Origin of the sequence: Candidatus Pelagibacter sp. IMCC9063, assembly GCF_000195085.1 — a bacterium.
In the GTDB taxonomy this organism is placed as follows: Bacteria; Pseudomonadota; Alphaproteobacteria; order Pelagibacterales; family Pelagibacteraceae; genus IMCC9063.
In genome coordinates this window covers 287,089-313,127 of record NC_015380.1, presented here as the reverse complement: position 1 = coordinate 313,127, position 26,039 = coordinate 287,089, and the positions used below count along the sequence as shown (strand labels likewise).

At 32.2% G+C, this 26,039-nt stretch carries 25 protein-coding genes and 1 pseudogene; 13 read left to right on the top strand and 13 right to left on the bottom strand.

Annotation, left to right across the window (positions count from 1 at the left end; translation table 11 throughout):
- Positions 1 to 22: 22 nt before the first annotated feature.
- The 6 genes from nusA to pnp all read left to right on the top strand — a co-directional run bounded on the left by nusA (position 23) and on the right by pnp (position 7,392).
- Positions 23 to 1,567 carry a transcription termination factor NusA gene (gene nusA, locus SAR11G3_RS01570; protein WP_013694982.1) on the top strand — a complete coding sequence of 515 codons (1,545 nt, stop codon included), beginning with the start codon at positions 23 to 25 and terminating at the stop codon, positions 1,565 to 1,567.
- A gap of 394 nt (positions 1,568 to 1,961) precedes the next feature.
- The gene (gene infB, locus SAR11G3_RS01565) at positions 1,962 to 3,770 is read left to right on the top strand and encodes a translation initiation factor IF-2 (protein ID WP_013694981.1); all 1,809 of its coding nucleotides are present in this window, start codon (positions 1,962 to 1,964) and stop codon (positions 3,768 to 3,770) included.
- Positions 3,770 to 4,147: a ribosome-binding factor A gene (locus SAR11G3_RS01560; RefSeq protein ID WP_013694980.1), complete on the top strand. Its 378-nt coding sequence runs from the start codon at positions 3,770 to 3,772 to the stop codon at positions 4,145 to 4,147. The genes infB and SAR11G3_RS01560 overlap by 1 nt, the downstream gene beginning before the upstream one ends.
- Complete coding sequence (gene truB, locus SAR11G3_RS01555) at positions 4,144 to 5,022, top strand: tRNA pseudouridine(55) synthase TruB (RefSeq protein WP_013694979.1); 879 nt, start codon at positions 4,144 to 4,146, stop codon at positions 5,020 to 5,022. The genes SAR11G3_RS01560 and truB overlap by 4 nt, the downstream gene beginning before the upstream one ends.
- 6 nt (positions 5,023 to 5,028) lie before the next feature.
- Positions 5,029 to 5,298 (top strand): 30S ribosomal protein S15, encoded by a 270-nt coding sequence (gene rpsO, locus SAR11G3_RS01550; RefSeq protein WP_013694978.1) that lies wholly within the window; start codon positions 5,029 to 5,031, stop codon positions 5,296 to 5,298.
- Between the two features lie 6 nt (positions 5,299 to 5,304).
- Positions 5,305 to 7,392, top strand: a complete 2,088-nt coding sequence (gene pnp / locus SAR11G3_RS01545) for a polyribonucleotide nucleotidyltransferase (RefSeq protein ID WP_013694977.1) — start codon at positions 5,305 to 5,307, stop codon at positions 7,390 to 7,392.
- Positions 7,393 to 7,436: 44 nt separating this feature from the next.
- Here the strand turns inward: pnp and msrB are convergent, their stop codons facing one another.
- The 10 genes and pseudogenes from msrB to SAR11G3_RS01495 all read right to left on the bottom strand — a co-directional run bounded on the left by msrB (position 7,437) and on the right by SAR11G3_RS01495 (position 15,628).
- Positions 7,437 to 7,901, bottom strand: coding sequence for a peptide-methionine (R)-S-oxide reductase MsrB (msrB, locus tag SAR11G3_RS01540; protein ID WP_013694976.1), 465 nt, complete (start codon positions 7,899 to 7,901; stop codon positions 7,437 to 7,439).
- Positions 7,902 to 7,910: 9 nt separating this feature from the next.
- On the bottom strand, positions 7,911 to 8,699 hold the full coding sequence (locus SAR11G3_RS01535) for an enoyl-ACP reductase FabI (protein ID WP_013694975.1): 789 nt from the start codon (positions 8,697 to 8,699) through the stop codon (positions 7,911 to 7,913).
- Entirely contained in the window at positions 8,696 to 9,913 is a 1,218-nt protein-coding gene (fabB, locus tag SAR11G3_RS01530; RefSeq protein ID WP_013694974.1) for a beta-ketoacyl-ACP synthase I, read from the bottom strand. Before fabB ends, SAR11G3_RS01535 begins: the two co-directional genes overlap by 4 nt.
- Entirely contained in the window at positions 9,913 to 10,425 is a 513-nt protein-coding gene (gene fabA, locus SAR11G3_RS01525; RefSeq protein WP_013694973.1) for a bifunctional 3-hydroxydecanoyl-ACP dehydratase/trans-2-decenoyl-ACP isomerase, read from the bottom strand. The genes fabB and fabA overlap by 1 nt, the downstream gene beginning before the upstream one ends.
- A 62-nt stretch (positions 10,426 to 10,487) precedes the next feature.
- Positions 10,488 to 10,958, bottom strand: a complete 471-nt coding sequence (locus SAR11G3_RS01520) for an SH3 domain-containing protein (RefSeq protein WP_013694972.1) — start codon at positions 10,956 to 10,958, stop codon at positions 10,488 to 10,490.
- The gene (locus tag SAR11G3_RS01515; RefSeq protein WP_013694971.1) at positions 10,958 to 11,728 is read right to left on the bottom strand and encodes a HesA/MoeB/ThiF family protein; all 771 of its coding nucleotides are present in this window, start codon (positions 11,726 to 11,728) and stop codon (positions 10,958 to 10,960) included. The genes SAR11G3_RS01520 and SAR11G3_RS01515 overlap by 1 nt, the downstream gene beginning before the upstream one ends.
- Positions 11,709 to 12,146, bottom strand: a complete 438-nt coding sequence (gene dut / locus SAR11G3_RS01510) for a dUTP diphosphatase (RefSeq protein WP_013694970.1) — start codon at positions 12,144 to 12,146, stop codon at positions 11,709 to 11,711. The genes SAR11G3_RS01515 and dut overlap by 20 nt, the downstream gene beginning before the upstream one ends.
- Position 12,147: 1 nt before the next feature.
- A pseudogene (gene coaBC / locus SAR11G3_RS01505) lies at positions 12,148 to 13,355 on the bottom strand (bifunctional phosphopantothenoylcysteine decarboxylase/phosphopantothenate--cysteine ligase CoaBC).
- A 5-nt stretch (positions 13,356 to 13,360) separates the two neighbouring features.
- Positions 13,361 to 14,929: a 2-polyprenylphenol 6-hydroxylase gene (gene ubiB, locus SAR11G3_RS01500; protein WP_013694967.1), complete on the bottom strand. Its 1,569-nt coding sequence runs from the start codon at positions 14,927 to 14,929 to the stop codon at positions 13,361 to 13,363.
- Positions 14,930 to 15,628, bottom strand: a complete 699-nt coding sequence (locus SAR11G3_RS01495) for a ubiquinone/menaquinone biosynthesis methyltransferase (RefSeq protein ID WP_013694966.1) — start codon at positions 15,626 to 15,628, stop codon at positions 14,930 to 14,932.
- A gap of 52 nt (positions 15,629 to 15,680) precedes the next feature.
- On the opposite strand from SAR11G3_RS01495, the gene mutM reads away from it, so the two are divergent.
- The 7 genes from mutM (at position 15,681) to SAR11G3_RS01460 (ending at position 24,137) form a co-directional block, all read left to right on the top strand.
- The gene (gene mutM / locus SAR11G3_RS01490; protein ID WP_013694965.1) at positions 15,681 to 16,541 is read left to right on the top strand and encodes a bifunctional DNA-formamidopyrimidine glycosylase/DNA-(apurinic or apyrimidinic site) lyase; all 861 of its coding nucleotides are present in this window, start codon (positions 15,681 to 15,683) and stop codon (positions 16,539 to 16,541) included.
- A gap of 43 nt (positions 16,542 to 16,584) precedes the next feature.
- A complete protein-coding gene (gene rpsT / locus SAR11G3_RS01485; protein ID WP_013694964.1) occupies positions 16,585 to 16,851 on the top strand; it encodes a 30S ribosomal protein S20 in 267 nt (88 codons plus the stop codon).
- A gap of 249 nt (positions 16,852 to 17,100) precedes the next feature.
- Positions 17,101 to 18,498 carry a chromosomal replication initiator protein DnaA gene (gene dnaA / locus SAR11G3_RS01480; protein WP_013694962.1) on the top strand — a complete coding sequence of 466 codons (1,398 nt, stop codon included), beginning with the start codon at positions 17,101 to 17,103 and terminating at the stop codon, positions 18,496 to 18,498.
- Entirely contained in the window at positions 18,499 to 19,614 is a 1,116-nt protein-coding gene (gene dnaN, locus SAR11G3_RS01475; RefSeq protein WP_013694961.1) for a DNA polymerase III subunit beta, read from the top strand.
- A gap of 6 nt (positions 19,615 to 19,620) precedes the next feature.
- On the top strand, positions 19,621 to 20,709 hold the full coding sequence (locus SAR11G3_RS01470; protein ID WP_013694960.1) for a DNA replication/repair protein RecF: 1,089 nt from the start codon (positions 19,621 to 19,623) through the stop codon (positions 20,707 to 20,709).
- A gap of 61 nt (positions 20,710 to 20,770) precedes the next feature.
- Entirely contained in the window at positions 20,771 to 22,861 is a 2,091-nt protein-coding gene (locus SAR11G3_RS01465; RefSeq protein ID WP_013694959.1) for a DNA gyrase subunit B, read from the top strand.
- A 1-nt stretch (position 22,862) separates the two neighbouring features.
- The gene (locus tag SAR11G3_RS01460; protein ID WP_013694958.1) at positions 22,863 to 24,137 is read left to right on the top strand and encodes an ActS/PrrB/RegB family redox-sensitive histidine kinase; all 1,275 of its coding nucleotides are present in this window, start codon (positions 22,863 to 22,865) and stop codon (positions 24,135 to 24,137) included.
- 1 nt (position 24,138) lies between these two features.
- On the opposite strand, the gene SAR11G3_RS07780 is transcribed toward SAR11G3_RS01460, so the two are convergent.
- The 3 genes from SAR11G3_RS07780 to SAR11G3_RS01450 are packed head-to-tail and all read right to left on the bottom strand — an operon-like array spanning position 24,139 to position 26,035.
- The gene (locus SAR11G3_RS07780; RefSeq protein ID WP_315861710.1) at positions 24,139 to 24,726 is read right to left on the bottom strand and encodes an agmatinase family protein; all 588 of its coding nucleotides are present in this window, start codon (positions 24,724 to 24,726) and stop codon (positions 24,139 to 24,141) included.
- 38 nt (positions 24,727 to 24,764) lie between these two features.
- Entirely contained in the window at positions 24,765 to 25,013 is a 249-nt protein-coding gene (locus tag SAR11G3_RS07775; RefSeq protein WP_013694956.1) for an arginase family protein, read from the bottom strand.
- Positions 25,010 to 26,035 (bottom strand): 1,9-bis(guanidino)-5-aza-nonane synthase, encoded by a 1,026-nt coding sequence (locus SAR11G3_RS01450; RefSeq protein ID WP_013694955.1) that lies wholly within the window; start codon positions 26,033 to 26,035, stop codon positions 25,010 to 25,012. Before SAR11G3_RS01450 ends, SAR11G3_RS07775 begins: the two co-directional genes overlap by 4 nt.
- Positions 26,036 to 26,039: the final 4 nt, after the last annotated feature.

Below are 26,039 nucleotides of genomic sequence, written 5' to 3'. Positions count from 1 at the left end.
TTTTTTTTTACTAAAAATCAAAATGCTAAATAACCGAATTGATAGTACTGAATTAATTAGAATAGCCGATGCTGTTGCTGATGAGAAATCTATAAGCAAAGACTTGGTTTTAACTTCAATGGAAAGTGCCATAGAAAAAGCTGCCAAAACTAGATATGGAAATGAAAACGAAATTTACGTTGTAATAGATAGAGCTACAGGAAAAATTGAGCTTGGAAGAAAATTAAAAGTAGTTGAAAAAGTCATGAATACCCACTCTGAAATAGGGTTAGGGGAAGCACTTGAAAAAAATAGTGAGGCTAAGATTGACGATATAGTTAATGAAGAATTACCACCAGTAGATTTTGGACGAATAGCTGCGCAAACTGCAAAACAAGTTATATCACATCAGATTAGAGACGCTGAGAGAGATAGGCAGTTTGAAGAATTTAAAGATAAGGTAGGAGAGATTTTAAGTGGCATAGTTAAAAGATCCGAATACGGCAATGTAATTGTAGATTTGCAAAAATCAGAAGCAATCATAAGAAGAGAAGAGCTTATTCCAAGAGAAAATTTAAAAAATGGAGATAGAATTAAAGCATACTGCTACGATGTAAGAAGAGAGAGCAAAGGACCACAAATATTTTTATCTAGAGCGCATCCGCAATTTTTAGCAAAATTATTTCATCAAGAAGTACCAGAAATTTATGAAGGTACAATTGGAATTAAATCGGTTGCTAGAGATCCAGGTAGTAGAGCCAAAATATGCGTTCAATCAAAAGATAGTTCGATAGATCCAGTTGGTGCCTGCGTTGGTATGAGAGGTAGTAGGGTTCAAGCTATCGTTAACGAATTGCAAGGAGAAAAAATTGACATTATAAATTGGACGGAAGACGCATCTTCTTTAGTTAAGAGCGCTTTATCTCCTGCCGAAGTTATGAAAGTTATCATTGCGGAAGATGATAGAAGAATCGAAGTAGTTATTGATGAGGACAATCTAAGTAAAGCAATTGGAAGACGTGGTCAAAATGTTCGACTGGCATCTAAGCTATTAGATTATGAGATTGATATACTTACAGATAAGGAAGAATCAGAAAAAAGACAGACTGAATTTAAAGACAACACTGAAAAATTAGTTAAGAGTTTAGAAATAGATACAACTATGGCTCAACTTCTTGTGGCTGAAGGATTTCCGACAATCAATGCAATCGCAAATGCAAGTTTGCCTGAGTTTTTAAAAATTGAAGGTTTTGATGAAGAGACTTCGACAGAGCTTCAAAATAGAGCAAAAGAATACATTCAAGAAGAAGCTGAGGAAGTATCTAAAAAAGTAAAAGAATTGGGTATAGAAGATGATTTGGCTACCCATAAAGGCCTTAGTCTTGGAATGCTTTTAATTCTAGGTGAGGATAACATTAAAACTCTAAAAGATTTTGCAGAATTGGCTACGGATGAGTTAATCGGTGGGTATGATGAAATCAAAGGTAAAAGAGAAAAATTTGATGGTATACTTGAGGAGTTTGATATTTCTAGAAAAGATGCTGATGACTTGATTATGAGAGCTAGAAAAAAAGTTTTCGACATTTAATGAATACCAAGGTGAATAAAAATGAGCACGAAAGAAAAAAAAAAAATTAACTCTAAAAAATTTTACTGGTAATGCACCCAGTTCGGTAAATAAGAAACAAGCACAAAAAACATCTGTTATTTTTGGAAAAAAAGAAGAACCAAAAGTTCCCAATCCTGTAATCGAGAAATCGGATAGTACAACTACTCCTGAAAGTAAACCTTCACCAACAACTAAACCTGCAAAGAGCCCTGAAAAGCCTAAATCAGCTAAAGAGTGGGCAAAAATAAAAATTCAAGAAGAGCTATCTAAAAAAGCCGATAAAAAAGCAGCTGGGAAAAAAAGAGATTATCGTTTAACAGTCACCAAAGCACTATCAGAAGAAGAAGAGGTTCAAGTCAGAAGTCTTGCAGCAGTGAAAAGATCCAGAGAAAAACTTTTTAAAAAACAAAGTGGTCAAGATACAGACGGGCAAAAAGTAATCAGACAAGTTAAAATTCCAAAAGTTATTACCATTCAAGAATTGGCTAATAGAATGGCAGAAAGAGCCAATACAGTTATTAAATATCTATTAACTAAAAATGTAAAAGTTACTATTAATCATACGATTGACCAAGACACAGCAGAATTTATTGTAAAAGAATTTGGACACGAAATTCTTATAGAAGAAGAGCCAGATCAGTTATTGAAAGATATTCTATCTAAGGATAAAGACTTAGAAAATGCAGTTTCAAGACCACCAGTTGTCACTGTAATGGGGCACGTTGATCATGGAAAAACATCTCTCCTAGATTCTTTAAGAGATGCAAGTGTAGTGAATTCGGAGCATGGGGGTATTACTCAGCACATAGGAGCTTACCAAGTAAATGTGAATGATAAAAGTTTGATTACATTTATAGATACTCCTGGACATGCTGCATTTACAGAAATGAGAGCTAGAGGATCCAAGATTACAGATATTGTTATTTTAGTAGTTGCGGCCAATGATGGAATTAAACCTCAAACGATAGAGGCTATTCAACATGCTAAAGCGGCACAAGTGCCTATTATTGTTGCTATTAATAAATGTGATTTACAAGGTGCAGATCCCACAAAGGTTAGAAACCAACTTTTAGAACATGAACTGATAGTTGAAGAAATGGGAGGAGATGTTTTGAGCGTAGAAATATCCGCATTAAAAAAAACTAATTTAGATAAATTAAAAGAGTTAATTTTATTACAATCAGAAATTTTAGATATGAAAGCAGACCCTTCTATTGCAGCTGCAGGAGTTGTAGTTGAATCAAGACTAGATAAAGGAAGAGGTCCAGTTTCTACAGTTTTAATTGCGAAAGGTACTTTAAAAAAAGGAGATTTGTTCGTTAGTGGTGCTTCTAATGGAAAAGTAAGAGCTATTTACAATTACAGAGGAGATTTAATTAATGAAGCAGGTCCGTCCACGCCGGTAGAGATTGTAGGTTTTCAGGGAGCCCCTAATGCAGGAGATGATTTTGTTGTTGTAGAAAATGATTCTAAGGTTGAAGAAATTGTAGAGTATAGACAACAAGAGATTAAAAACAAAAAACTAGCAGGTAACAAAAAAACTGATATTTTTGGAGAGTCTGATCCAGAAGAAGAATATAATATTATTTTAAAAACAGACGTTAACGGATCTCTAGAAGCCTTAGCTAATGCAATTGAAAAAATTAAAATTGAAAACATTAAGACAAAAATTATTTTATCAGCCGTTGGGCCTATCACAGAAACAGATGTCACTTTAGCAAAAGCTTCGAATGCTATTTTATTAGGATTTAATATTAGACCAAATAAGGAAGCAAAAGATTTAGCTAGAAGTTATAAATTAGAAATACTTTACTTTAATATAATTTATGAAGCACTAGATCATATAACCAAAAAAATATCTGGCTTGTTAGCTCCAGAGACGGAAGAGCAAGGCCAAGGAACTTGCGAAGTATTAGAGGTATTCAGCGTTTCGAAAGCTGGTAAAGTTGCTGGTGTTAAAGTTACAGAGGGTGAAATAAAAAATAATTCAGAGTTAAGACTGCTTCGAGATGGTGCGGTTGTTTATACAGGTAAAGTGAACAGTCTTTTTAGAGAAAAGAATGAAGCAAAAGAAGTAAAAGCAGGCTTGGAATGCGGTGTTTCTATTAAAGATTTCAATGATATTAAAAAAGGAGATGTGATCGAATTCTTTAAGACAATCACAATTGAAAGAGAAATTTAATGGATTATGAGAATACTTCAAAACCATTAACTCAAAGACAGTTAAAAGCAGGCGAAAATCTAAAAAAAATTATAGCCAATATTTTCATTAAAGATCAAATAGTTCTTCCCGACATTTCAACAAGAAATATTACCATTACAGAAGTTAGGGTTAGTCCAGATTTAAGACACGCTATAGTTTATTTTATTCCTCTTTCTGGAGATAAATCAGAGATTGCTTTTAAAACTTTAAACCAATTTTCATACGAAGTTAAAAAAAGAGTAAAGAGTTCCTGGTCAGCAAAATTTTTACCGGATTTAAGGTTTGTTCTTGATAAATCATTTGATTATGCTGAAAATATTGAAAAATTAATTTCTACTAATCTAGAACCAAAATGAATGGTTGGATCAATATTTACAAACCTAAAGGCTACACTTCAACTTATTGTTTAAATGTTCTCAAATCAAAATTTAAGTTAAAAAAGATTGGTCACGCTGGAACGCTGGATCCATTAGCAGAAGGAGTTCTACCAATAGCCATTGGTGAGGCGACGAAGTCTATTCCTTATCTAGCGGAAGCAAAAAAAAATTATTTGTTTGAAGTTTTTTGGGGCGAAGAAACAAACACACTAGATTCTGAGGGAGTGACTACCAATGTATCTAAAATTATCCCTTCTCTAAAAGAAATTAATAAAGTACTTCATTTATTTATTGGACAGATTGATCAAGTCCCTCCAAAATTTTCAGCTAAAAAAATTAATGGCAAAAGATGTTATGACTTAGCAAGAAATAATGAGGAATTTGAGCTAAAGCCACAAAAAGTAACTATTTTTAATTTGAGAGTTGTCTCTCATCATGAAAACAAAACATCGTTCTTGGTTAGTTGTGGATCTGGAACTTATGTGAGAAGCTTAGCTAGAGATTTGGCATTTGCTTTAAATACTTTTGGTTATGCGTCTAAAATTTTAAGAAGCAGATATAGTCATTTCTCAAAAAAAAATACACTGACCATGGATTTTTTAATAAAAAACGTTGAAAAAGAGGACTTTTATAAATACTTGCTTGATATTCGAAAGGTTTTAATACATATACCATCCATAAAATTAGAAGATGAAAGAATAAAGCTTATTAAAAACGGAATGAAAGTAAGCATGTTGGAAGAGTTTGGAGAAGTAAATATTAAGAGTTTAATTGCCCAAAATCAAAGCCAGGTACTCGCATTCGGAGAATTAAAGTCTGGATTTTTTTATCCCAAAAGAATTTTAAATATATAAAGGATTATGCCAAAGAAAAAAATTGAAAAAAAAGAAGTGATTGCATCATTGCAAAAACACAAAACCGACGTCGGTTCATCAGAAGTTCAAATCGGTATTTTAACTGAGAGAGTTAAATACTTATCAGAGCACTTTGTTAAAAACAAAAAAGATAAACACTCAAACACAGGATTAAGCAGAATAATTACTCGAAGAAAAAAATTACTAGAATATTTGAGCAAAAAAGAGCCATCTATTTATAAGAAAGTCTTAGAGCAGTTAGGTTTGCGTAAATAGAAACTTATGTTCAACATCACAAAAAAAGAAATTACTTGGGGCGATAAAAAATTAACACTAGAAACAGGTAGAGTAGCTCGTCAAGCAGACGGAGCGGTTATGCTTACTTGTGGAGAGACGGTTATCTTGGCAACTGCAGTTGCAGCAAAACAAGCAAAGCCAGATATGGATTTTTTCCCCTTAACAGTTAATTACCAAGAAAAATATTATGCAGCTGGAAAAATTCCAGGTGGTTACTTTAAAAGAGAAGCTAGACCTACAGAAGCTGAAACATTAATATCAAGATTAATTGACAGACCAATTAGACCTTTATTTCCGAGTTCGTTCAGAAATGAAACTCAGGTGCTGCCTACAGTAATATCATATGACAAAGAAAACGATCCAGAAGCATTAGCATTAATTGCAAGCTCTGCAGCTTTAGCTATTTCAGGAATTCCTTTTATGGGACCTGTAGCTGCTGCAAAAGTAGGAATGATCGATGGAGAGTTTGTTTTAAACCCAACCAAAGAGCAAATTAAAGATTCGCAGTTAGAATTAATTGTTGCTGGTACGGAAGATGCTGTATTGATGGTTGAATCAGAAGCTTCAGGCCTATCAGAAAAACAAATGTTAGATGCGGTTAAATTTGGTCATGACAAAGCTAAAGAAGTCATTAATTTAATTAAAGATTTTGCAAAAGAGGCAGGTAAAGAAAGATGGAAAATAGAAGAAAAAGATTATTCGGAGCTAAAAGAAAAAATTTCTTCAGCCGTTGCTGACGATTTACAAAAAGCATTTGATGAATCTGACAAACAAATTAGAACTGGTTTAATTGCTGCTGCTAAAGATAAAGTAACAGCTATGTTTGAAGGCGATGAGACTTATTCTAAAGTTGAAATCGGAGACCAATTCAAAAGTGTTGAGAAAAAAATTGTACGAACACAAATTTTAAAAGATTCAAAAAGAATTGATAGAAGAAAACTAAACGAAGTTCGAGATATTAAATGTGAAGTGGGTGTTTTACCCAAAGTGCATGGTTCTTCATTGTTTACAAGAGGAGAAACACAAGCTTTAGTTGTGGCTACTCTAGGAACTTCAGATGATGAGCAAAGATTAGAAACTTTAGATGGAGCTGAGCGATCAAGATTTATGCTTCATTATAACTTCCCACCTTATTCTGTTGGAGAAGTTGGACGTATTGGAACTGGAAGAAGAGAAATTGGTCATGGTAAATTAGCATGGAGAGCAATTAATTCTTCACTTCCTTCTAAAGAAGAATTTCCTTACACATTTAGAATTGTGTCTGAGATTACAGAATCAAATGGTTCGTCTTCTATGGCAACTGTATGTGGAGCATCGCTTGCACTTATGGATGCGGGTGTACCGATTAAAACACCAATTGCTGGTATTGCAATGGGACTTATTAAAGAGGGTGATGACTATTCAATCCTTAGTGATATTTTGGGAGATGAAGATCATCTTGGAGATATGGACTTTAAAGTAGCGGGAACTAAAGATGGAATTACTTCTCTTCAAATGGATATCAAGATTACAGGAATCACATTTGACATTATGGAGAAAGCTTTAGATCAAGCTAAAGAAGGAAGAATTCATATTTTAGGTGAAATGGCAAAAGCTTTAACAGAGTCTAGAAAAGAGCTTTCTAAAAACACCCCTAAGATGGAAAGAATTCAAGTAGATAAAAAAGATATCGCAGCAGTGATTGGAAAAGGTGGAGCTACGATTAGAGAAATTGTAGAACTTTCAGGTGCCAAACTAGATATCAACGATGATGGTATGGTTACTATTGCAGCTGCTGACGAAGAATCTAGAATGAAGGCAGTGCAAATGGTTAAAGATATTGTTGCCAAACCAGAAATGGGGAAAATCTATAAAGGTAAAGTAGTAAAAATTATGGAATTTGGTGCATTTGTAAATTTCTTAGGAAAGCAAGATGGGCTAGTTCATATATCTCAGCTTGCAGCCAAGAGAGTAGAAAATGTTTCTGATGTCGTTAAAGAAGGTGATGAAGTTTCTGTGAAAGTAGTAGGGTTTGACCGAGGAAAAGTTAAACTTTCTATGAAAGAAGTAACAGAAGATACAAAGTCAGATTAGGGCACCTGGCAACAGAACGCCCCTTATTATTTAATAAATTTAAACTAAATTTCTGGTTTAAAGATTAAACACAATCCATTACTGCAAAATCTTTTTTGGGTTGAAGTTGGCCCATCATCAAATACATGGCCGTGATGCACACCGCAATTGGCGCAATAATACTCAATTCTTTTCATTCCAAATGAATAATCAATGGTAGTTTTAAAAGCACCAGGCAAAGATTCAGAAAAAGACGGCCAACCAGTCCCACTATCAAATTTAGCGTCTGATGAAAAAAGCTTTGCATCACAATTAGCACAATGAAAGAACCCTTTTCTTTTTTCAAAATTTAATGGACTTGAAAATGGCTTTTCGGTTGCCTGATCAAGCATAATTTTTTTTTGTTCTTCGGTAAGATTTGGATTAATAATTTTTTTAGCAGCAGAATGTGCCAAATTATAAGGTAGTAAAATTGTTGATAGATATGAAAATCCTAATAATTTTAAAAAAGATCTTCTAATATTTTTCACAATTTCAAATTAGGAAGTAATATTTTTAGGATCTGGCATACCAACTTTATTGTATCCAGCATCTACATAGTGAATTTCACCCGTCACACCACCTGACAGATCGCTTACTAGGTACAACGCAGAATTTCCGACATCATGTATATCTACGTTTCTTTTCAACAAAGAGTGATCTGCATTCCATTTGTATAAAAATTTAGCATCTCCAATTGCAGAAGCTGCTAATGTTTTAATAGGACCTGCGCTAATGGCGTTCACTCTAACTCCTTTTCCACCAAGGTCTCTTGCTAAATACTTAGTGCTTGTTTCTAATGCAGATTTGCAAACTCCCATAACATTATAGTTAGGAATAACTTTGGTAGACTCATACGTTAACGTCAGCATGCTTCCACCTTCGTTCATAATGGGAGCTGCTTCTTTAGCAACTTCTGTGAAAGAAAAACATGAGATTAGCATACTCTTTAAAAAATTTTCCCTGGTAGTATCTAAGTATTCACCGCTGAGTTCTGACTTATCTGAAAAAGCCACAGCATGGATAACAAAGTCTATGTTGCCCCATTCTTTTTTAATATCAGCAAAAGTTTTAATAATTTGTTCTTTGTTTTCTACATTGCAATCTAAAGTAAACTTAGACCCTAAAGATTCTGCAAGTGGAATAACTCTTTTTTTAAGTGCGTCTCCAACATAAGTAAAAGCTAATTCTGCGCCATGTTCAGCTAATTTTTGCGCTATTCCCCATGCAATAGAACGTTCGTTTGCAACTCCCATAATTAAGCCTTTTTTATTTTCTAAAAGTTTCATGATGATAATTTTTCAAATACTAGTGCTGCGTTAGTTCCCCCAAAACCAAAACTGTTAGACATGACAGCATTAAGTTCTACATTTTTTTGAACTTCTGTGACGATAGGGAATTTTTTTGTTTCATCATCCATCTCTCCAATATTGGCAGAGGCTGCAATAAATTTATTTTTCATCATAATTAAACAATAAATGGCTTCATGAACTGAGGCTGCTCCTAGAGGATGGCCAGATAAAGATTTCGTTGAACTAATTTTTGGAATTTTATCTTTAAACACTTCGGCAACAGATCTTAACTCTGTAACATCTCCAACTGGAGTAGAAGTACCATGCGTATTGATATAATCTATTTTATTTTTAGTAGTACTAAGTGCCATGTTCATACATCGAACAGCACCTTCACCAGAAGGAGCTACCATATCATACCCATCTGAGGTCGCTCCATATCCTGTTAATTCAGCGTAAATTTTTGCTCCTCTTGCTTTGGCATGCTCTAATTCTTCTAAAACTAATACACCACCTCCCCCAGCAATCACAAAACCATCTCTTGTTTTATCGTATGCTCTTGATGCTTTGTCAGGAGTGTCATTATATTTTGAAGACAATGCAGTCATTGCGTCAAACATAGCAGTCATGGCCCAATGTAATTCCTCGCTACCACCAGCAAACATAATTTTTTGTTTACCATATTGAATTAATTCCATAGCGTTTCCAATGGCATGACCACTAGTAGCGCAGGCTGAACTTATCGTATAGTTGGTTCCCTTGATTTTAAAAGGAACGGCTAAAGTAGCTGATGCAGTACTTGCCATGGTTCTTGGGACAATAAATGGACCCATTAATTTTGGTGTTTTGGCTCTAGTTTTGTCTACTGACAGAACGACATTTTCAATAGAGGGCCCGCCTGAACCCATAATAATACCTGTGTTAATATTACTAACTTCTTTGTCTTCTAAGCCTGAATCTTTAATAGCTTCCTGCATGGCTATATAGTTGTATGCAGAACCAGCACCCATAAATCGAATTGTCTTTCTATCTATATGATCTTCTAACTTTATGTTTGGTTTCCCATGAATATGACTTTTTAAATTGTACTCTTTGTACTCTTCGCAGAATGAAATGCCCGATTTTCCATTCAAAAGAGATTGGTAAACCTCTTCTTGATTATTTCCTAAGCAAGAAACTATTCCTAGTCCCGATATAACTACCCTTTTCACTACTGCCCTCCTTTAAACAATCCTACTTTTAAATTTTTAGCTTTATATATTTCCTTATTATCAGCCAAAAGCACACCATCTGCAAGACCAACAGAAGTCTCACCTTTTTTCATAATTTTTTTCATATGAATTATGTATTTTGCCAAAGTAATTTTTTGGGTTACCTCTCCAGTGAATTTTACTTCTGCCACTCCTAAGGCCCTGCCTTTTCCAGGATTTCCATCCCAACCCAAGAAAAACCCAACCAGTTGCCACATGGCATCTAAACCTAAACATCCAGGCATAACAGGATCATTTATAAAATGACAATCAAAAAACCATAAGTCTTTTTTGATATCTAACTCTGCTTCTATTAACCCTTTATTGTAATCTCCTGCATTGTTATTTATAGTTGTGATGCGGTCAAACATGAGCATGGGCGGAACAGGCAGTTTTGCATTACCCTCACCAAACATTTTACCATTGCCACAGTCAAGAAGCTCTTGATAATTATAATTGTTTTTTTTGGTCATGCTGGAAAATATTTTAATAATTTTTTTATATAGCTATTTATAAATAATTTTTGCAAATAAAACTAGTTCATAATCTCATTTTTATTTAAGCCCCATAAGGAATTTTTTTCTACCCATCCTGAAAAAAGATTATTCTTCACGTTGCACCAGTTCAAAGAACACTCTTTTATTACTGCAACTTCTAATTTTCCAATTTTATATATAGGGCGGGAATAGGTAGTTGGTTTTTTAAATATTAATACTTCGTCCTTAACAAATAAAACAGATCTTTTTCTAGATAGTTGAGAAATGTGCACCCACCCGCTATCATTTTCAAAATCTTTAATTTTTCGCCAATTGTAATATTGGTCAATAATTATGACAGGAAAACTTTTCTTTTCGTAAATCCATTTAATCGGAGCAGTTCTTGAGGGAGCAATTCTCACATTCACCTTGTTATTTTTCAAGCTTAAGTATTTTAAATCACTATCGGAAAAAGTCTCAGTTGCGTAAAAAAAAAATAAAAAAAAGGCCAAATAATTTTTAACACTCATTACAGATGATTATGACAATTTTTGTGCAAGTTGATAGTTCTGAAAGTTGTTTTTTCTAAATCTACAATCAGGATTTTTCCACATAATGATTCTTTAAAATTTAAAATTTCTTTAATTGTTTCATTACACATCAGTACGCCCATTATTCCCGCTATAGAGCCTACGATTCCTTCGGACTCACAGTCATTATTGTCATTACTTGGGGCTTTGGGCATAAAGCATTTTAAGCAAGGAGATTTCTTTTGTTTTTCTTTAAAGTTAAATACAAACAAATACCCTAAAAATTTATTGATAGCTGAGCAGATTAAAATTTTCTTATTTTTCTTGCAATAATCGCTAATAGTTAATTTGCTTATAAAGCTATCGGTCCCATCCAAAATAACATCATAATCTTTTGCTATTTTATCAATATTATTTTTTGTAATTTTACTTTTGAATATTTTTATTTTTATTTTGGGATTGGTTAATAATATTTTTTTTTTACTTACCTCTGCTTTAGATTTCTTTAGATCTTTTTGATCATAAAGTATCTGTCTATGTAAATTGGAAATAGAAACTTTGTCAGGGTCAGCTATTCCAAAACACCCAACACCACTTCTTGCAAGATAGGTCAGTGCTGGAGTTCCTAATCCACCTAGTCCAATAATTAAAATTTTACTATCAATTATTTTCTTTTGACCCGTAATGCTAATTTTTTTTAGATTGATTTGTCCGGAGTATCTTTTAATTTGATCGTTTGTAATTCTCACTTTATTGACCGGTAGAGCCAAATCCACCAGCACCTCTTATTGTTTCTGGAAGCTCCTGTACCTCTTTTAAATTGGCTTTAATGATAGGACATATAACCATTTGAGCTATTCTCTGAAATTTTTTAATAGTAACTGCCTCAGTTCCCAGATTAATTAGTAGCACCTTTATTTCACCACGGTAGTCAGAATCTATAGTTCCGGGGGTATTTACAACTGATATTCCGTTCTTATAAGCTAGTCCCGATCTAGGACGAATTTGAATTTCGAAATTATTAGGCATAGCCACACTAACACCTGTAGGAACTAATTTTCTTTCCCCTGATAACAATCTCAGATCTTTTTCAATATAAGCCTCAAGGTCAAGCCCTGAAGACCCTTCCGTCTCATATTTTGGAATATTGACGTCACTGTGTAATTTTTTAATTAAAATTTCATGCATTCTAATCTCCTAAAGATTTTATAATTCGAGTCACCACTTCACTTGCTATCTCAGATTTTGATGTTTTGGATACTTTTTCTGTCATTTTATTTTTATAAATTATAGTTATCTCATTATTATCTGAATTAAACCCTATAGATTTATCAGATACATCGTTAGCAATGATCCAATCACATTTTTTTTTGTCTAGTTTCTTCAAAGAGTTTTCCAACACATTTTCAGTTTCTGCTGAAAAGCCAATAACCAATCCTGGTCTATGCTCACTTTGATTAGAAAGAAATTTAAGAATATCTATATTTTCTGACAATTTTAAATCATGATTAGTAATGTTATTTTTTTTAATTTTTCTTTTTTATATTCTGGTGAAAAATCAACAACAGCAGCGGTGCATATTGCAATGTTTACAGGCAATAGTTTTTGGCAAGCCTGTAGCATTTCTTCAGCAGCAATTACTTTGATAACCTTTAATTCTTTTGGATAATTTATATTAGTCGGGCCAGTTACTAGCGTAGTGTCAAATCCTGCATCAAGGAGCTTCTTTGCAATTTCGTAGCCTTGTTTACCAGAAGATTCATTAGAAATATATCTTATAGGATCGATATACTCTTTGGTTGGTCCGGCAGTTACAAGGACTTTTTTGTTTTTAAAGCTATTATTTTTTTTTATAAAATAAAGTTCAAGAGTTTTTTCAATTTCATTAATGGACGACATTTTGCCCTCACCAACCTCACCACAAGCAAGGTCACCACTATCTGGTCCAATAAACTTGTAATTATAGCTATGTAATTTTTTTATATTTTCTTTTGTGGCTGGCTTGTTCCACATTTCAACATTCATAGCTGGAACTAAAAAAATATCTTTATTGGAAGCAGATACTACTGTCGAAATAAAATCATCAGCCGATCCGTTTGCAAGTCTAGAAAGTAAGTTGGCTGTAGTTGGCGCTATTAATATAATATCTGACCATCTAGAAAGCGTTATATGGTCCATTTCTAGTTCATTGTTTACGTCAAAATGATTCTCGTAAACTTTATTCTGAGATAAAGATGTAATAGACAAGCTTGTAACAAACTCTTTAGCTGACTCTGTTAAGATTGTTTTAATTTCACACTCTCTCTTTTTTAAATTTCTAATTAAATCTAATGTTTTATAGGCTGAAATTCCTCCAGAAATAATGAGTAGTATCTTTTTTTTGTCTAAACTTTCCATAGATTTTATTTAAATATTAATAGAGCAACCACTACAGCAACTAATATTTTAATAATAAATGAATTTTTCTCATTTTTGAGTTTTGTTTTTTCTACTTCTAAATTCTTGGCGATAGTAGGGTCAGAAGAGCTAGCATCAGAACGTGAAATAAAAACTTCCAAAGCCTTAGTGGCCTGGTCCATAATTTTAGGAATTTCAGGAAGCCTACTTACCATATCATCGGTAGTATGAATGGCTTGTTCTATTATAGCCTTGGGACCCTTTTCTCTTGTGAGCCAACCTTCCAAAATAGGTTTGGATATATCCCATATATTAGCATCATCATCTAAGGATCTTGCAACACCTTCTACAACAACCATATTTTTTTGTAGGAGTAACAATTGTGGTTGTGTAGTCATGTTAAATTTTTCAGTTATTTCAAATAATTGAGCCAAAAGCTTACCAGCAGATATATTTTTTATAGACTGGCCAAATATTGGTTCACCAATGGAGCGCAAAGCTTGAGAGAAAGATTCTTTTGATTCATTCTGAGGAACTAAACCCGCCTTAAAATGAACTTCCGCAACTTTTTCGTAATTTCTTTCAATAAAGCCATAAAGAATATCTGCTAAATATTTTCTATTATTCTTATCCAGTCTTCCCATAATACCAAAATCTACCGGAATAATATTACCATCCAAATCAACAAAAAGATTTCCTTGGTGCATATCACCATGAAAAAAACCATCGCCGACAGCTTGCCTTAAAAAATTTTGAATAACAGATTTAGCTAATTCTTTTTTATTAATTTCTGTGGAGTTAATTTTTTCAATTTCTCGAAGGGGTATTCCCTCAACTTTTTCTAAAGTTAGCACTCTTTTGCTAGTAAAATCCCAATATATGGAGGGAACTTTGAAAAAAGGGTCGTTACTTGTATTATTTTTTAGCTCATTAGCTGCCGCTGCCTCAAATCTTAAATCCATTTCTATACTAGTTATTTCTTTTAAAAGATGAATGACCTCAACAAGTTTTAGTCTTCTAGTTTTTGGCAAAAAACTTTCTGCCAAATAAGCAAGCAGCATCAAAGCTTCTAACTCTTTATTGAAAATATTTTCAATATTAGGACGTAAAATTTTTATAGCCACTTGCTTTTCACTATTGTTAATAGATGCAAAATGTACTTGAGCTATTGACGCGGCTGCAATAGGCTCTGAAATATTAGAGATCTTTTTAAAGGTTTCTTCACCCAGTTCTGTCCTTAAACTTTCCTTGGCTATAGAAAGACTAAATGCAGGCATTCGATCTTGCAATTTTTGCAAGTCTTTAGCTAAAGTTTCACCAACAATATCCGGACGTGTTCCTAAAAATTGGCCAAGCTTTATGAAAGTTGGACCAAGGCCCTTTAGCGCATTAACAAATTTCTCATTAGAGGGAATATTTAAATCTTGTTTACGTGAATTTAAACTAAATCCCAATACTTTGAACAAGATCTTAATTAATAGAGGGGGGTCATAAATTTCTTCAAAATAGCCAAGAGCATCCGCTTTAGCTAAAGTTCTTCCAATTTTAAATAAGCTGTATAGTTTTTGAAGCATTTAAATTTTCCAGGCAGTGTGAATAGAAACAATTCCACCCATCAAATTAATATAATTTACATTCTTAAATTTAGATTGTTTTAACATTTCTTTAAATTGATCTTGAGTATAAAATTTTTGAATACTGCTAGTAAGATATTCGTATGGGCCCTTATCACCAACTATTAATTGTCCAACAGAGGGAATTATTTTAGAATAAAGCTTATATAGCTCCTTTAATATCGGCTTTTCTACCTTGTAGAATTCCAAGCAAATAAATTTGCCGCCTTTTTTTAATAATCGGTATGCTTCTTGCGTAGCCCTCTCTGCATCAAACGTGTTCCTGATTCCAAAGCTGATGGCGTAGATATCTATACTTTCACTTTTAAGTGGAACCTGTTCTGCAGCAGAGCATACTTCACTTATTTTTTTATTAACTTTAAAAGATTCAGTGCCTTTCTTTAACATTAAATAATTAGAATCTACCCTAATTATTTTTGTATAATTATAATTTTTGGCAATGAGTTTCGCGATATCGCCAGTTCCAGAAGCCATATCTAGTATAGTTTCATTTTTTTGAACATTCATCAATTTAACAAATTCTTTCTTCCACAATCGGTGAGAGCCAAGAGACATCACATCGTTCATAACATCATATTCATCATGAACTTTATCAAAAACACTTTTTACAATTTGCTTTTTTAATTTTGAAGTTTTCATTTTAATATATACAAATATAAAACATTAATAATTTTATAGTAGCTTATTCTTTATGCCTGAATTGCCAGAGGTAGAAATTACCAAAAAAACACTGCAGAAATATGTACAAGATCAGTATATCACAGATATAAAAATAAAAAATTATAGTCTCAGATACAAAATAAATAAAAATTTTAGAAAAAACGTTGTTAAAAAGAAAATAAAAAAAATAACAAGACGGTCTAAATATTTAATTTTTCATCTTTCGGATAAAACTTTCTTCATTATTCATCTTGGAATGACAGGAAGAATACTAGTAGGTAAAAATAACACACTGCTAGATACTAGTTTTTATTCCTCCAACTCATCTATTAATAAACATAACCATTTATACTTTTTTTTTAAAAAATATGTCATGATTTATAATGACACAAGAAGGTTTGGCTTTATTAAATTTTATACAGAACAGGAGCTTTTGAGATCTTCTCACCTCATTCATTTAGGGGTAGAGCCTCTTTCTAAAAGTTTAAATTTTAGCTATTTCAAAGAAAGAATAAAGGGATTTAAAAAATCAATTAAGAATACCCTAATGGATCAATCTTTTATTTGTGGTTTAGGAAATATTTATGTAAATGAAGCGCTTTTCATATCCAAAATAAGTCCTGGAAGAATGTCTTTTAAAATAAAAGACAATGAAATTATTTTATTAATTAAATCTATTAAAAAAATTCTAAAAAAATCTATTGTTTTTGGAGGCTCTACTATAAAAGATTTTCACAACTCGGAGGGGAAATCTGGACAATTTCAAAACTTTTTCAAGGTTTATGGCAAGGAGGGTCAGGGATGTCCAAGGAGTAGTTGCAAGGGGATAATCCAAAGATCCGTAATAAGCAGTAGGGCAACTTTTTTTTGTACAAAGTGTCAGGTAGAATAGTAGTTGACCATATATAAAGGGCGCTATATACCTTGCGGCGTTTATGGCTAATACAAAATCTGCAAAAAAAAAAACTAAAGTAATTAAGAAAAAAACCGCAATTAATAGAGTGCGTATTGGAAAATATAAAGGTGCCATTACTCAGATGGAAGAACTAATTAAAAGCGGAGATAAAGCCAAAATTGATAAATTTTTTTCTACCTTCCAATCTCAGTTGATGAAGGTTTCTAAAAAAGGATCTATAAAAAGAAAAACTGCGTCAAGAAAAATATCAAGAATATCTAAAAAAATTTCTACGATTAAAAAGTAGTATTAAAAATTTTACCTTATCTACTAGTTGTGCTGAGAAAAAAAGCAGACCTATGTATTTTTTCAATAGAAAAACAGACCACCCTTATAACGAGCAAAAGTTATTTTAATTTTTTTTTAAACAAGTCTTGGTTGATTTAAAAATTGTTTTTTGGACTTCACTTTATGAGAGAAAATTATTTTTTTTATTTAATTAAAAAAATTCTTGCAGTATTATCACCTTCATATACAACAACGATCTTTAAAAAATATGGAAAACACCTCAGCACTACAAGACAACAACGACCTTAAAAAAAACTGGTCTGATGTTCAAAATAAATTAAAAGAAATTTATGGTTTGGATGTTTTTAAAAGTTGGATCCAGAATGTTGAGGCAAAAGAAGTAAAGCTCAATTCACTTACACTAATAGTTAAAACAAGATTTATTAGAGATTGGATTGTCTCTCATTATGCAGACAAAATTTTAGACTTTTTCCAAAAATTAGATAGTTCTGTTACTAGAATTCAGTTTGAAATTCACGAAAGCTTTTATGTGGACAAAAAGATATCGACAAATGTAGTAGATTTTGAAACTGGAACGCAAGTAATAGACAATAAAGATTCAAGTTATGCATCCAATAGAATAGATCATAGACTAACCTTCTCCAACTATGTGGTTGGTGAAAGTAATCAATTGGTCTTTTCAGCTGCAAAAAGGGTTTCTGAATCATTGGGCCATTACAACCCTCTGTTCATCTATGGATCGGTTGGACTAGGCAAAACACACATACTGAATGCCATAGGCAATGAACTTAAGAAAACAGATAAAAAAATTATCTATTTGTCAGCAGAGCGATTTATGTATCAATTTGTTAAGTCTATTAAAAATAAAGATACTCAGAAATTTAAAGATGTTTTTAGAAATGCAGATGTTTTGATCCTAGATGATATTCAATTTATTAGTGGCAAAGAAGTAACCCAAGAAGAATTCTTCTATACTTTTAATAGCTTAGTGGAGAATCAGTCACAGGTTATTGTTTCGTGTGACAGATCTCCAAATGATCTTGATAGGATTCAAGATAGAATTAAGTCAAGACTTTCCGGAGGCTTGGTTGTTGATATTCAGCCTCCTGATATAGCACTGAGATTACAAATTCTAAAAAACAGATGCAAAACTGAAGAAACTTATTTTGGCAAAGAAGTTCTAATTAGTGATGAAATATTAAGTTTTATAGCAAATGAATTCAAGTCAAGTATTAGAGATATGTTGGGAGTTCTAAATAGAATTATCGCATCTTCTAGAATCCAAAACAAAGTTCCAACCCTTCAAGATGCTAGGCTTATATTAAAAGACTTGCTAAGTAATATGCAGTCAGTGGTAACAGTGGAAGACATTCAAAAATTAGTCGTGCACTACTATAATTTACCAATGACAGATTTCTTATCATCGAGAAGATCCAGACACATTGCCAGGCCCAGACAAGTTGCCATGTATTTGGCAAAAAAACTCACCACAAAGTCACTACCTGAGATAGGAAGAAAGTTTACTGGAAGAGACCACACAACAGTTATTCATGCGATTAAGAAAATTGAAGAACTTATGAATGCTGATAAAAAATTTGAATATGAGGTTCAGGATATTAGTAATAAAATTTTAAAAAATAATTAAATGGAAATTAAAATAGATAGAGATATTATTTTAAAATGTTTAAATCATATCCAGGGAGTGGTAGAGAAGAAAAATACTCTTCCAATTCTTGCCAATGTATTGATAGAAGCATTCGATAATAAAATACAAATTTCTGCAACCGATCTAGATATTATTATAACAGAAAAAATTGATGCTGATGTTATCAAGGAAGGATCAACTACCACCACGGCCCAAGTACTGTATGATCTAATAAGAAAACTTCCAGCTGGATCGGGCATTCATTTAAATTTGCAAAACGATAAAAGACTAAAGTTAATTTCAGGAAAGTCAGATTTTAATTTAACATGCTTACCTGCAAGTGAATTTCCAATCCTAGAAGATTCAATTGAAAGTGATTACTTGGAAGTTAAATCAAAATATTTGTTAAAGTTATTAAATAAAACTAAATTCTCTATTTCTAACGATGAGACTAGGCATTATTTAAATGGAATTTATTTACACAAACCAGAAGAGGACAACTCAAAATTAATTGCAGTCGCTACCGATGGTCATCGTTTGAGCAAAACACAAATTACCGTAGATGAAAATAAAAAATTTCATCCAGTTATTCTTCCGAAAAAAACTATATTTGAAATTATTAATATAATTAGTGACGAGCCGGATACTCCAATAAAAATTTTGTCTGTCAGATCAAAAATTAAATTTATAATTAAAGATATTGTCCTTATTTCCAAGGTTATAGACGGAAAATTTCCAGACTATGAGAAGGTAATACCTAGCGATACCAGGAAAGAAGTTTTAGCTAATGTAGCCGACTTTATAAGTGCTGTTGACCGAATAAAATCTTTATCAGCAGACAGAAAAGGAGTGATCAAAATTAATATTGAAAATCATAAGATTAGGTTTTTTATAAATGATACTTCTTCAGGAGAAGGAATAGAAGAAATCAGCGCTGTGTATGAAGGAGATAACTTAGAAATAGGTTTTAACTCTGGATACTTAATGGACATTGCCAATTGCATACAAGATGAAAATATTACTTTAAAGCCAAAAGATGCAACATCACCCATTATTATCAAAGACCAAAAAGACCCTGATAGCACATACGTTGTTATGCCCATGAGAGTTGTCTAATGCTCAATGGCTTTTATTGAAAAAATTAAATTACAAAATTTTAAGTCACACACTCTTTTCGAAAAAAATATTCCAAGCAACAATATCGTTATTCATGGGAATAATGGAATTGGAAAAACTAATCTATTAGAATCCTTATCTTTCTTTTCTAACTCCAAGGGAATGAGGGCCAATAAACTGGAAAATTTTTTACAAAAACAAAATAACATTCAAAGCGAATTTGCTCAAGCAGAGTGCCAGTTAAAGCAAAGCAATTACTCTACTAACATATCCTATAAAATTTATAAACAAGCTGATCAGATTAGCAAAAACTTTTTTATTGATAGTAAAAAAAGCTCTAACTTGCAAATTGCTAATTTAGTTAATTTTATTTGGCTTTCTCCTCACATGGACAAAATTATGTATGAGGAAGGAAGTATTAAAAAAAAATTTATCGATAAAATTATTTCAAATTTAAACCAAGACTTTAGTAGGTATTTATCAGATTTTAAAAAACTATCAGAAGAACGCATTGCCCTTTTAACAAATAGTCATGATATTAAATGGATCTCTATTGTAGAAAGCAAAATGGCTATTCTTTTTTATTTAATTCTAATCGAGAGAAGAAAAAAAATTAAAGATTTAAATATATTGGCAGAAGAGAAATTAAAGTTATTCAGTAGGTTTAAAATAAATATATCTAATGAATTAGAAAAATATCTATTTGATGAAAAAAAATGTATTATTGAGATAGAAAAAATCTTCTTTAACAATAGAAGTTTAGATACTTCAATTAAAAGAAATACTTTCAGTCCCAATACAGACAGGGTAACTTTTTTTAACCGTACAAAAAATTTAAATTCGGAACTTTGTTCCACAGGCGAACAAAAATCAATTTTATTAAGTATAATTTTGGCGTTTGGCTGGATGTATAAACAAAGGAATATTCAGTTTATTTTGTTATTTGATGAAATTTCTTCACATATAGACGAAAAGAATATGGAGAATTTTTTTACAGAAGTTGCTAAATTTGAGACCCAAGCATGGTACACTGGAACCAAGAAAAATATCTTTCAAGTGATTGATAATAAAGCTTTTTTTATAGATTTAGCTTAATTGAGACCTCCATTTTTACCAATAAAAATGCTATAATAGATCTTCTTATAAAATCAAAAAAATGAGCAAAAATCTAAAAAAAATTGAAAAACCTGAATCTTACGGTGCAGATTCTATCAGAGTTTTAAAAGGATTAGACGCAGTCAGAAAAAGACCAGGAATGTACATTGGTGATACGGATGATGGAACTGGTCTTCATCATATGATCTTTGAAGTAGTAGATAACTCTATTGATGAGGCGTTGGCAGGACATTGTTCAAAGATAGATGTCTTTATAAATGCAGACAACACAGTAACAGTGTCAGACAATGGTAGAGGCATACCAGTTGATATCCACAAATCAGAAGGAATCTCTGCTGCAGAAGTTATTATGACTCAGCTTCATGCAGGAGGTAAATTTGACCACAACACTTACAAAGTTTCAGGGGGATTGCACGGTGTCGGTGTATCCGTAGTTAATGCTCTATCTAAAAATTTGAAACTAACTATTTCAAGAGAGAAGAAAAAATATTTTGTTGAATTTGAAAATGGAGCTGTTGTTAAGCCTTTAGTAGAGATAGGAAGTTCGGAAGAAACTGGAACTACTTTAACATTTTCTCCTTCTACAGAAATTTTTACGTCTACAAAATTTCAAATAAGTATTTTAGAAAAAAGGTTAAAAGAATTAGCATATCTAAACAAAGGTTTGGAAATAAATTTAATTGATCAAAGAAAATCTAAACCACAAATTTTTCAATTTAAATTTGAAGGTGGGATTAAAGAGTTTGTTATAGATCTGAACAAAAATAAAGAAAAAATAAAAAACGATACAGGTAAGCAGGTATTGGATGACCCTATATATTTTATTGGAACTAAAAATAATATTGAAGTGGAATGTTCTTTGGTTTGGAATGCTACTTATAGCGAGCAAGTTATGTGCTTTACAAATAACATACCTCAAAAAGATGGTGGAACACATTTACTTGGATTTCGTAATGCCATCACAAGACTTATTAATAAGTATGTGACGGACAATGGTTTAGCCAAAAAAGAGAAAGTTGCGATTTCAGGAGATGATGTTAGAGAAGGATTGATCTGTGTATTGTCTGCAAAAGTACCTGATCCAAAATTTTCATCTCAAACTAAAGAAAAACTAGTATCATCCGAAGTGCGTCCAGTCGTTGAAACAATTGCAAGCGAACAACTATCAATGTGGTTTGATCAACACCAAAAAGAAACAAAAATTATTATAGGAAAAATAATACAGGCTGCAGTTGCTAGAGAGGTGGCAAGAAAGGCTAGAGAAAGCGTTAGAAGAAAAAGCGCTTTAGATATTACAAGTTTGCCAGGAAAATTAGCCGATTGTCAGACAAATGATAAAGAAATGGCAGAGCTTTTTATAGTTGAGGGAGATTCTGCAGGAGGATCCGCCAAACAAGCTAGAAATAGAGAGTTTCAAGCAGTTCTTCCGTTAAGAGGTAAAATTTTAAATACATATGTTCAGCAAAAAAATGATTCTTCTGAAAAGAAAAAAGTTTTTGCTAAAATGCTATCCTCCAACGAAATCATTACTTTAATTAATGCGTTGGGAACAGGATTTGACCCTTTTCAAATCGAAAACTTAAGATATGGAAAAATTGTAATCATGACCGATGCCGATGTTGATGGTTCCCACATCAGAACATTGCTGTTAACCTTTTTTAACAATGAACCCTTTAATCAATTGATTCGATCAGGGAGAATTTTTATTGCACAACCACCACTTTATAAAATGACTAAAGGATCTAAATCTACTTATATTAAAAATGAGGAGGCCTTAGAAGATTTTATTATTTCCAATTCTGCTGTTTTAAAATCTATGAAAAAAAACTCAGAAGAGTTTAAAAATAGTTTTGAAATGGAAAAAGCAAAATATACTTTACAGAGATTTAAGGGATTAGGAGAAATGAACCCTGAAGAATTGTGGAATACTACTTTAGATCCAAAAAACAACACATTGTTAAAAGTAAATTATTCTTCCTCTTGTGATAAATTGGCAATGGAGGGCAGTGAAGAAACATCTCCTTCTCCAGAAGACATTGAAATATTTGACATTCTCATGGGAGATGACGTTTCTAAAAGAAAAAATTTTATTAATACCAACGCAATCAATGTAAATAATTTAGACATTTAAAATGAACCTAAGAAATATTTTTGGATTAAGCCAAGAAAATATTAAATTAGAAATTTTAATCAATATTAGGTGGATAGCTATTATAGGACAGTTGTTTGCTGTTTGTTTAATATATTTTTATTATAGATTTTCATTTGCATTCTTCGAATGTTTCACTGTCATCCTATTTTCCATTTTGTTAAATGTTTACTTAGGATTTTTTCTAAAAAATACACAAAGATTGAATAATTTTTGGGTCACTCTTAGTGTTCTTTATGATGTATTGCAGTTATCACTTCTTCTCTACTATACGGGGGGTCTAACAAATCCTTTTTCTATTTTGGTGGTAGTTCCCTCTACTATTGCTGTTACATTTTTGTCCAAAAGAAGTAGTATTTTTCTTGCAGTAATTTCAATTTTATCAATCTCTATTCTTGCAACTCAACATAAGCCATTACCAGGGCCAGGAATTATTATACCAGACTATTATTTATTTGGATTGTGGTCATCCTTAACAGTCTGTGTTATTTTTTTAGGCAACTACGCTTATTCTATTGCTGCAGAGGCTAAAAAAAGAAACGCAGCTTTTAATAAATTAGAGAAGTCCTTGTCTAAAGAAAAAGAACTTAAATCATTGGGTGGCCTAGCTGCAGCTGCAGCACACGAGTTGGGTACGCCATTAGGCACAATCAACCTGGTAGTAGAAGACCTTCAAAAAGAACTTGGTAATAGCAAAAAATATAAAAGTGATATTGATCTTTTGAGCTCACAGATAGAAAGGTGCAAAACAATCTTAAAGGATTTGTCTATGGATCCCAATAAACAGGACAGTTTTATAGAAAATATATCGTTTAAAAATTTAATTAAAGAAGTTGTTTTTTCTTTTGATCTACTACCTTCTAAACATATTGAAATTGAGGATAGCAAACTCACAAGTAATATTTTTGTTAATAGAAAAATAGAAATTATTTATGCTTTAAAAAACATTATCGATAACGCTATTAAGTTCTGTAAAAAAAAAGTAGTTGTCAAAGTATTTAGCCACAATAAAACAATTTGTTTGAATATCGATGATGATGGTATTGGCTTTCCTCTGGATGTGATACAAAAATTAGGAGACCCTTACATAAGGTCTAGCTTCGTTAATACAAATAAAAATGGACTTGGCCTTGGTGTTTTTATATCTAAAACTTTATTAGAAAGAACGAATGCAAAAGTTTTATTTAAAAAAAACTCAGAATTGGGAGGAGCTTCTGTGAGTGTTGTATGGAAAGAATCTGATCTAAGAAATATTTAAACTATTTTCTAAATTTGTAAGATAGTATTTTATAAGCTAATTTTGCCGCAATAAAGTCACATGCATGTAGGTTTTTCTTAGGGGCTAGCTCATTTATATCCGCACCTACTATATTTGAATTTTCAGAAGTAATTTTCAATATTCTCATAGCATCATTCCAAAATAAACCTCCCGGTTCAGGAGTACCAGTTGCCGACATTAAGCTTGAGTCAAATCCATCTAGGTCGAAAGTAATGTAGACATTTTTATTTTTAATCATTTTCTTAAGAATACTAAGATTCCAGTTTTCCATATCTTTTCCCCAAAAGATTTTCATTCTTTTGGGTATAGATTTGTAATATTTGTATTCATCGCTACATAAATTTCTTATTCCAAAAGAAACAATTTCTATATTCTTGTAATCTAAGCATCTTCTCATAGCAGAGGCATGGGAAAATTTTTCTCCTTCGTAACCATCCCTTAAATCTGCATGAGCATCTATTTGTAAGATGGTTATTTTTTTATATTTTTGTGAAAATGCCTTAATAATACCTGGTGTAATAGAATGCTCTCCACCAAGTATTAGTGGAAATTCTTTTTTATTTAAAATATTTTTTGTAATGATGGTCAGCTGATTTAAAGCATCTGTTAATTTTTTTTAATTTTAAAAGGTTTTAAAGTTTTTATTTGAAAGTTCTTATATGAATCTTGCAACAACTCTTCGTCAAATAACTCCACTTGATGAGATGCTTTGAGAATAGCCTTGGGACCATTTTTAGTGCCAGACCCATAACTAACGCTCTTTTCCAGTCCAAAAGGAACTACCCATACACAATTTTTGGATTTATTTTTTTTAGCAAGACCTAAAAAACCTGACACGGGACTTAAAAATGTCATTTTTTGAAAATATTTGAATAGCTTCTTCTTGGTCGGTCTTTCCAATTCATTCTATGGTAAGCATCACTCGCTATTAATGGAATTACGCTAGTAGCTTCAGCAAATACCATCTGCTCTTTAGTTGTATCAACTTTACCCCATGAGCTAGCTTCTTTTAAAGTAGAGCTGCTACATGCTCCATCTCTAGAGTCAGCAACTGTAATTTGAATTGCATATTTGTGCATTTCAACTTCTTCACCTAAAAGCTCAGCACAAATAACAGTATCTTGAATAAAATTTTTAGGAACTCCTCCTCCGACCATAAACAGTCCTGAATTTTTAGATTGTATTTTTATTTCTGTCAGCTCCCTAAATTCACGAATAGAATCTATAGTAATGTGCTTATCCGGATTTTGCTCCTGATGGATGACCAAACCGAAGCCAGCAGAACTGTCGGTAAAAGCAGGACAAAAAATTGGAACCCCATGGTCATAAGCTGTTTCAATTAGGGAACCTTTTTTTTTGGAATTTTTCTTTAAATATTTTCCCAGCTCCCAAATAAACTCTCTCGAAGTGTACGGTTTAGGATCTAAAGAGTTTGCAATTTCACATATAGTCTTGTCACAGGCTTGCAACTCATTTTCATCAATATAGGTATCGTAAATTCGATCAATATAATTTTCTCTTAAAACATTGTCATCTTGGAATTGGGATCCTTGGTAATGTTTGAATCCTAATGCTTCGAAAAAATCCATATCAACGATAGAGGCACCAGTTGCTACTATCGCATCAACCATATTGTATTTAATTAAATCGGAGTAAAGTTGCATACACCCTCCAGCAGAGGTAGAACCTGCCAGTGTTAAAAAAATTGTACAGTCTTTGTCACTAATCATTTCGTTAAAAATTTTAGCTGCGCTGCCTGTTTCTCTAGATGTAAAAGACATCTTACCCATTGAATCTATAATGGGTCTTGCATCGAAAGAGGTAATATCAATATGTTCTACAGTAGTTGATAAAAAAGAGGGCTTCTTAGAATTCATTTTT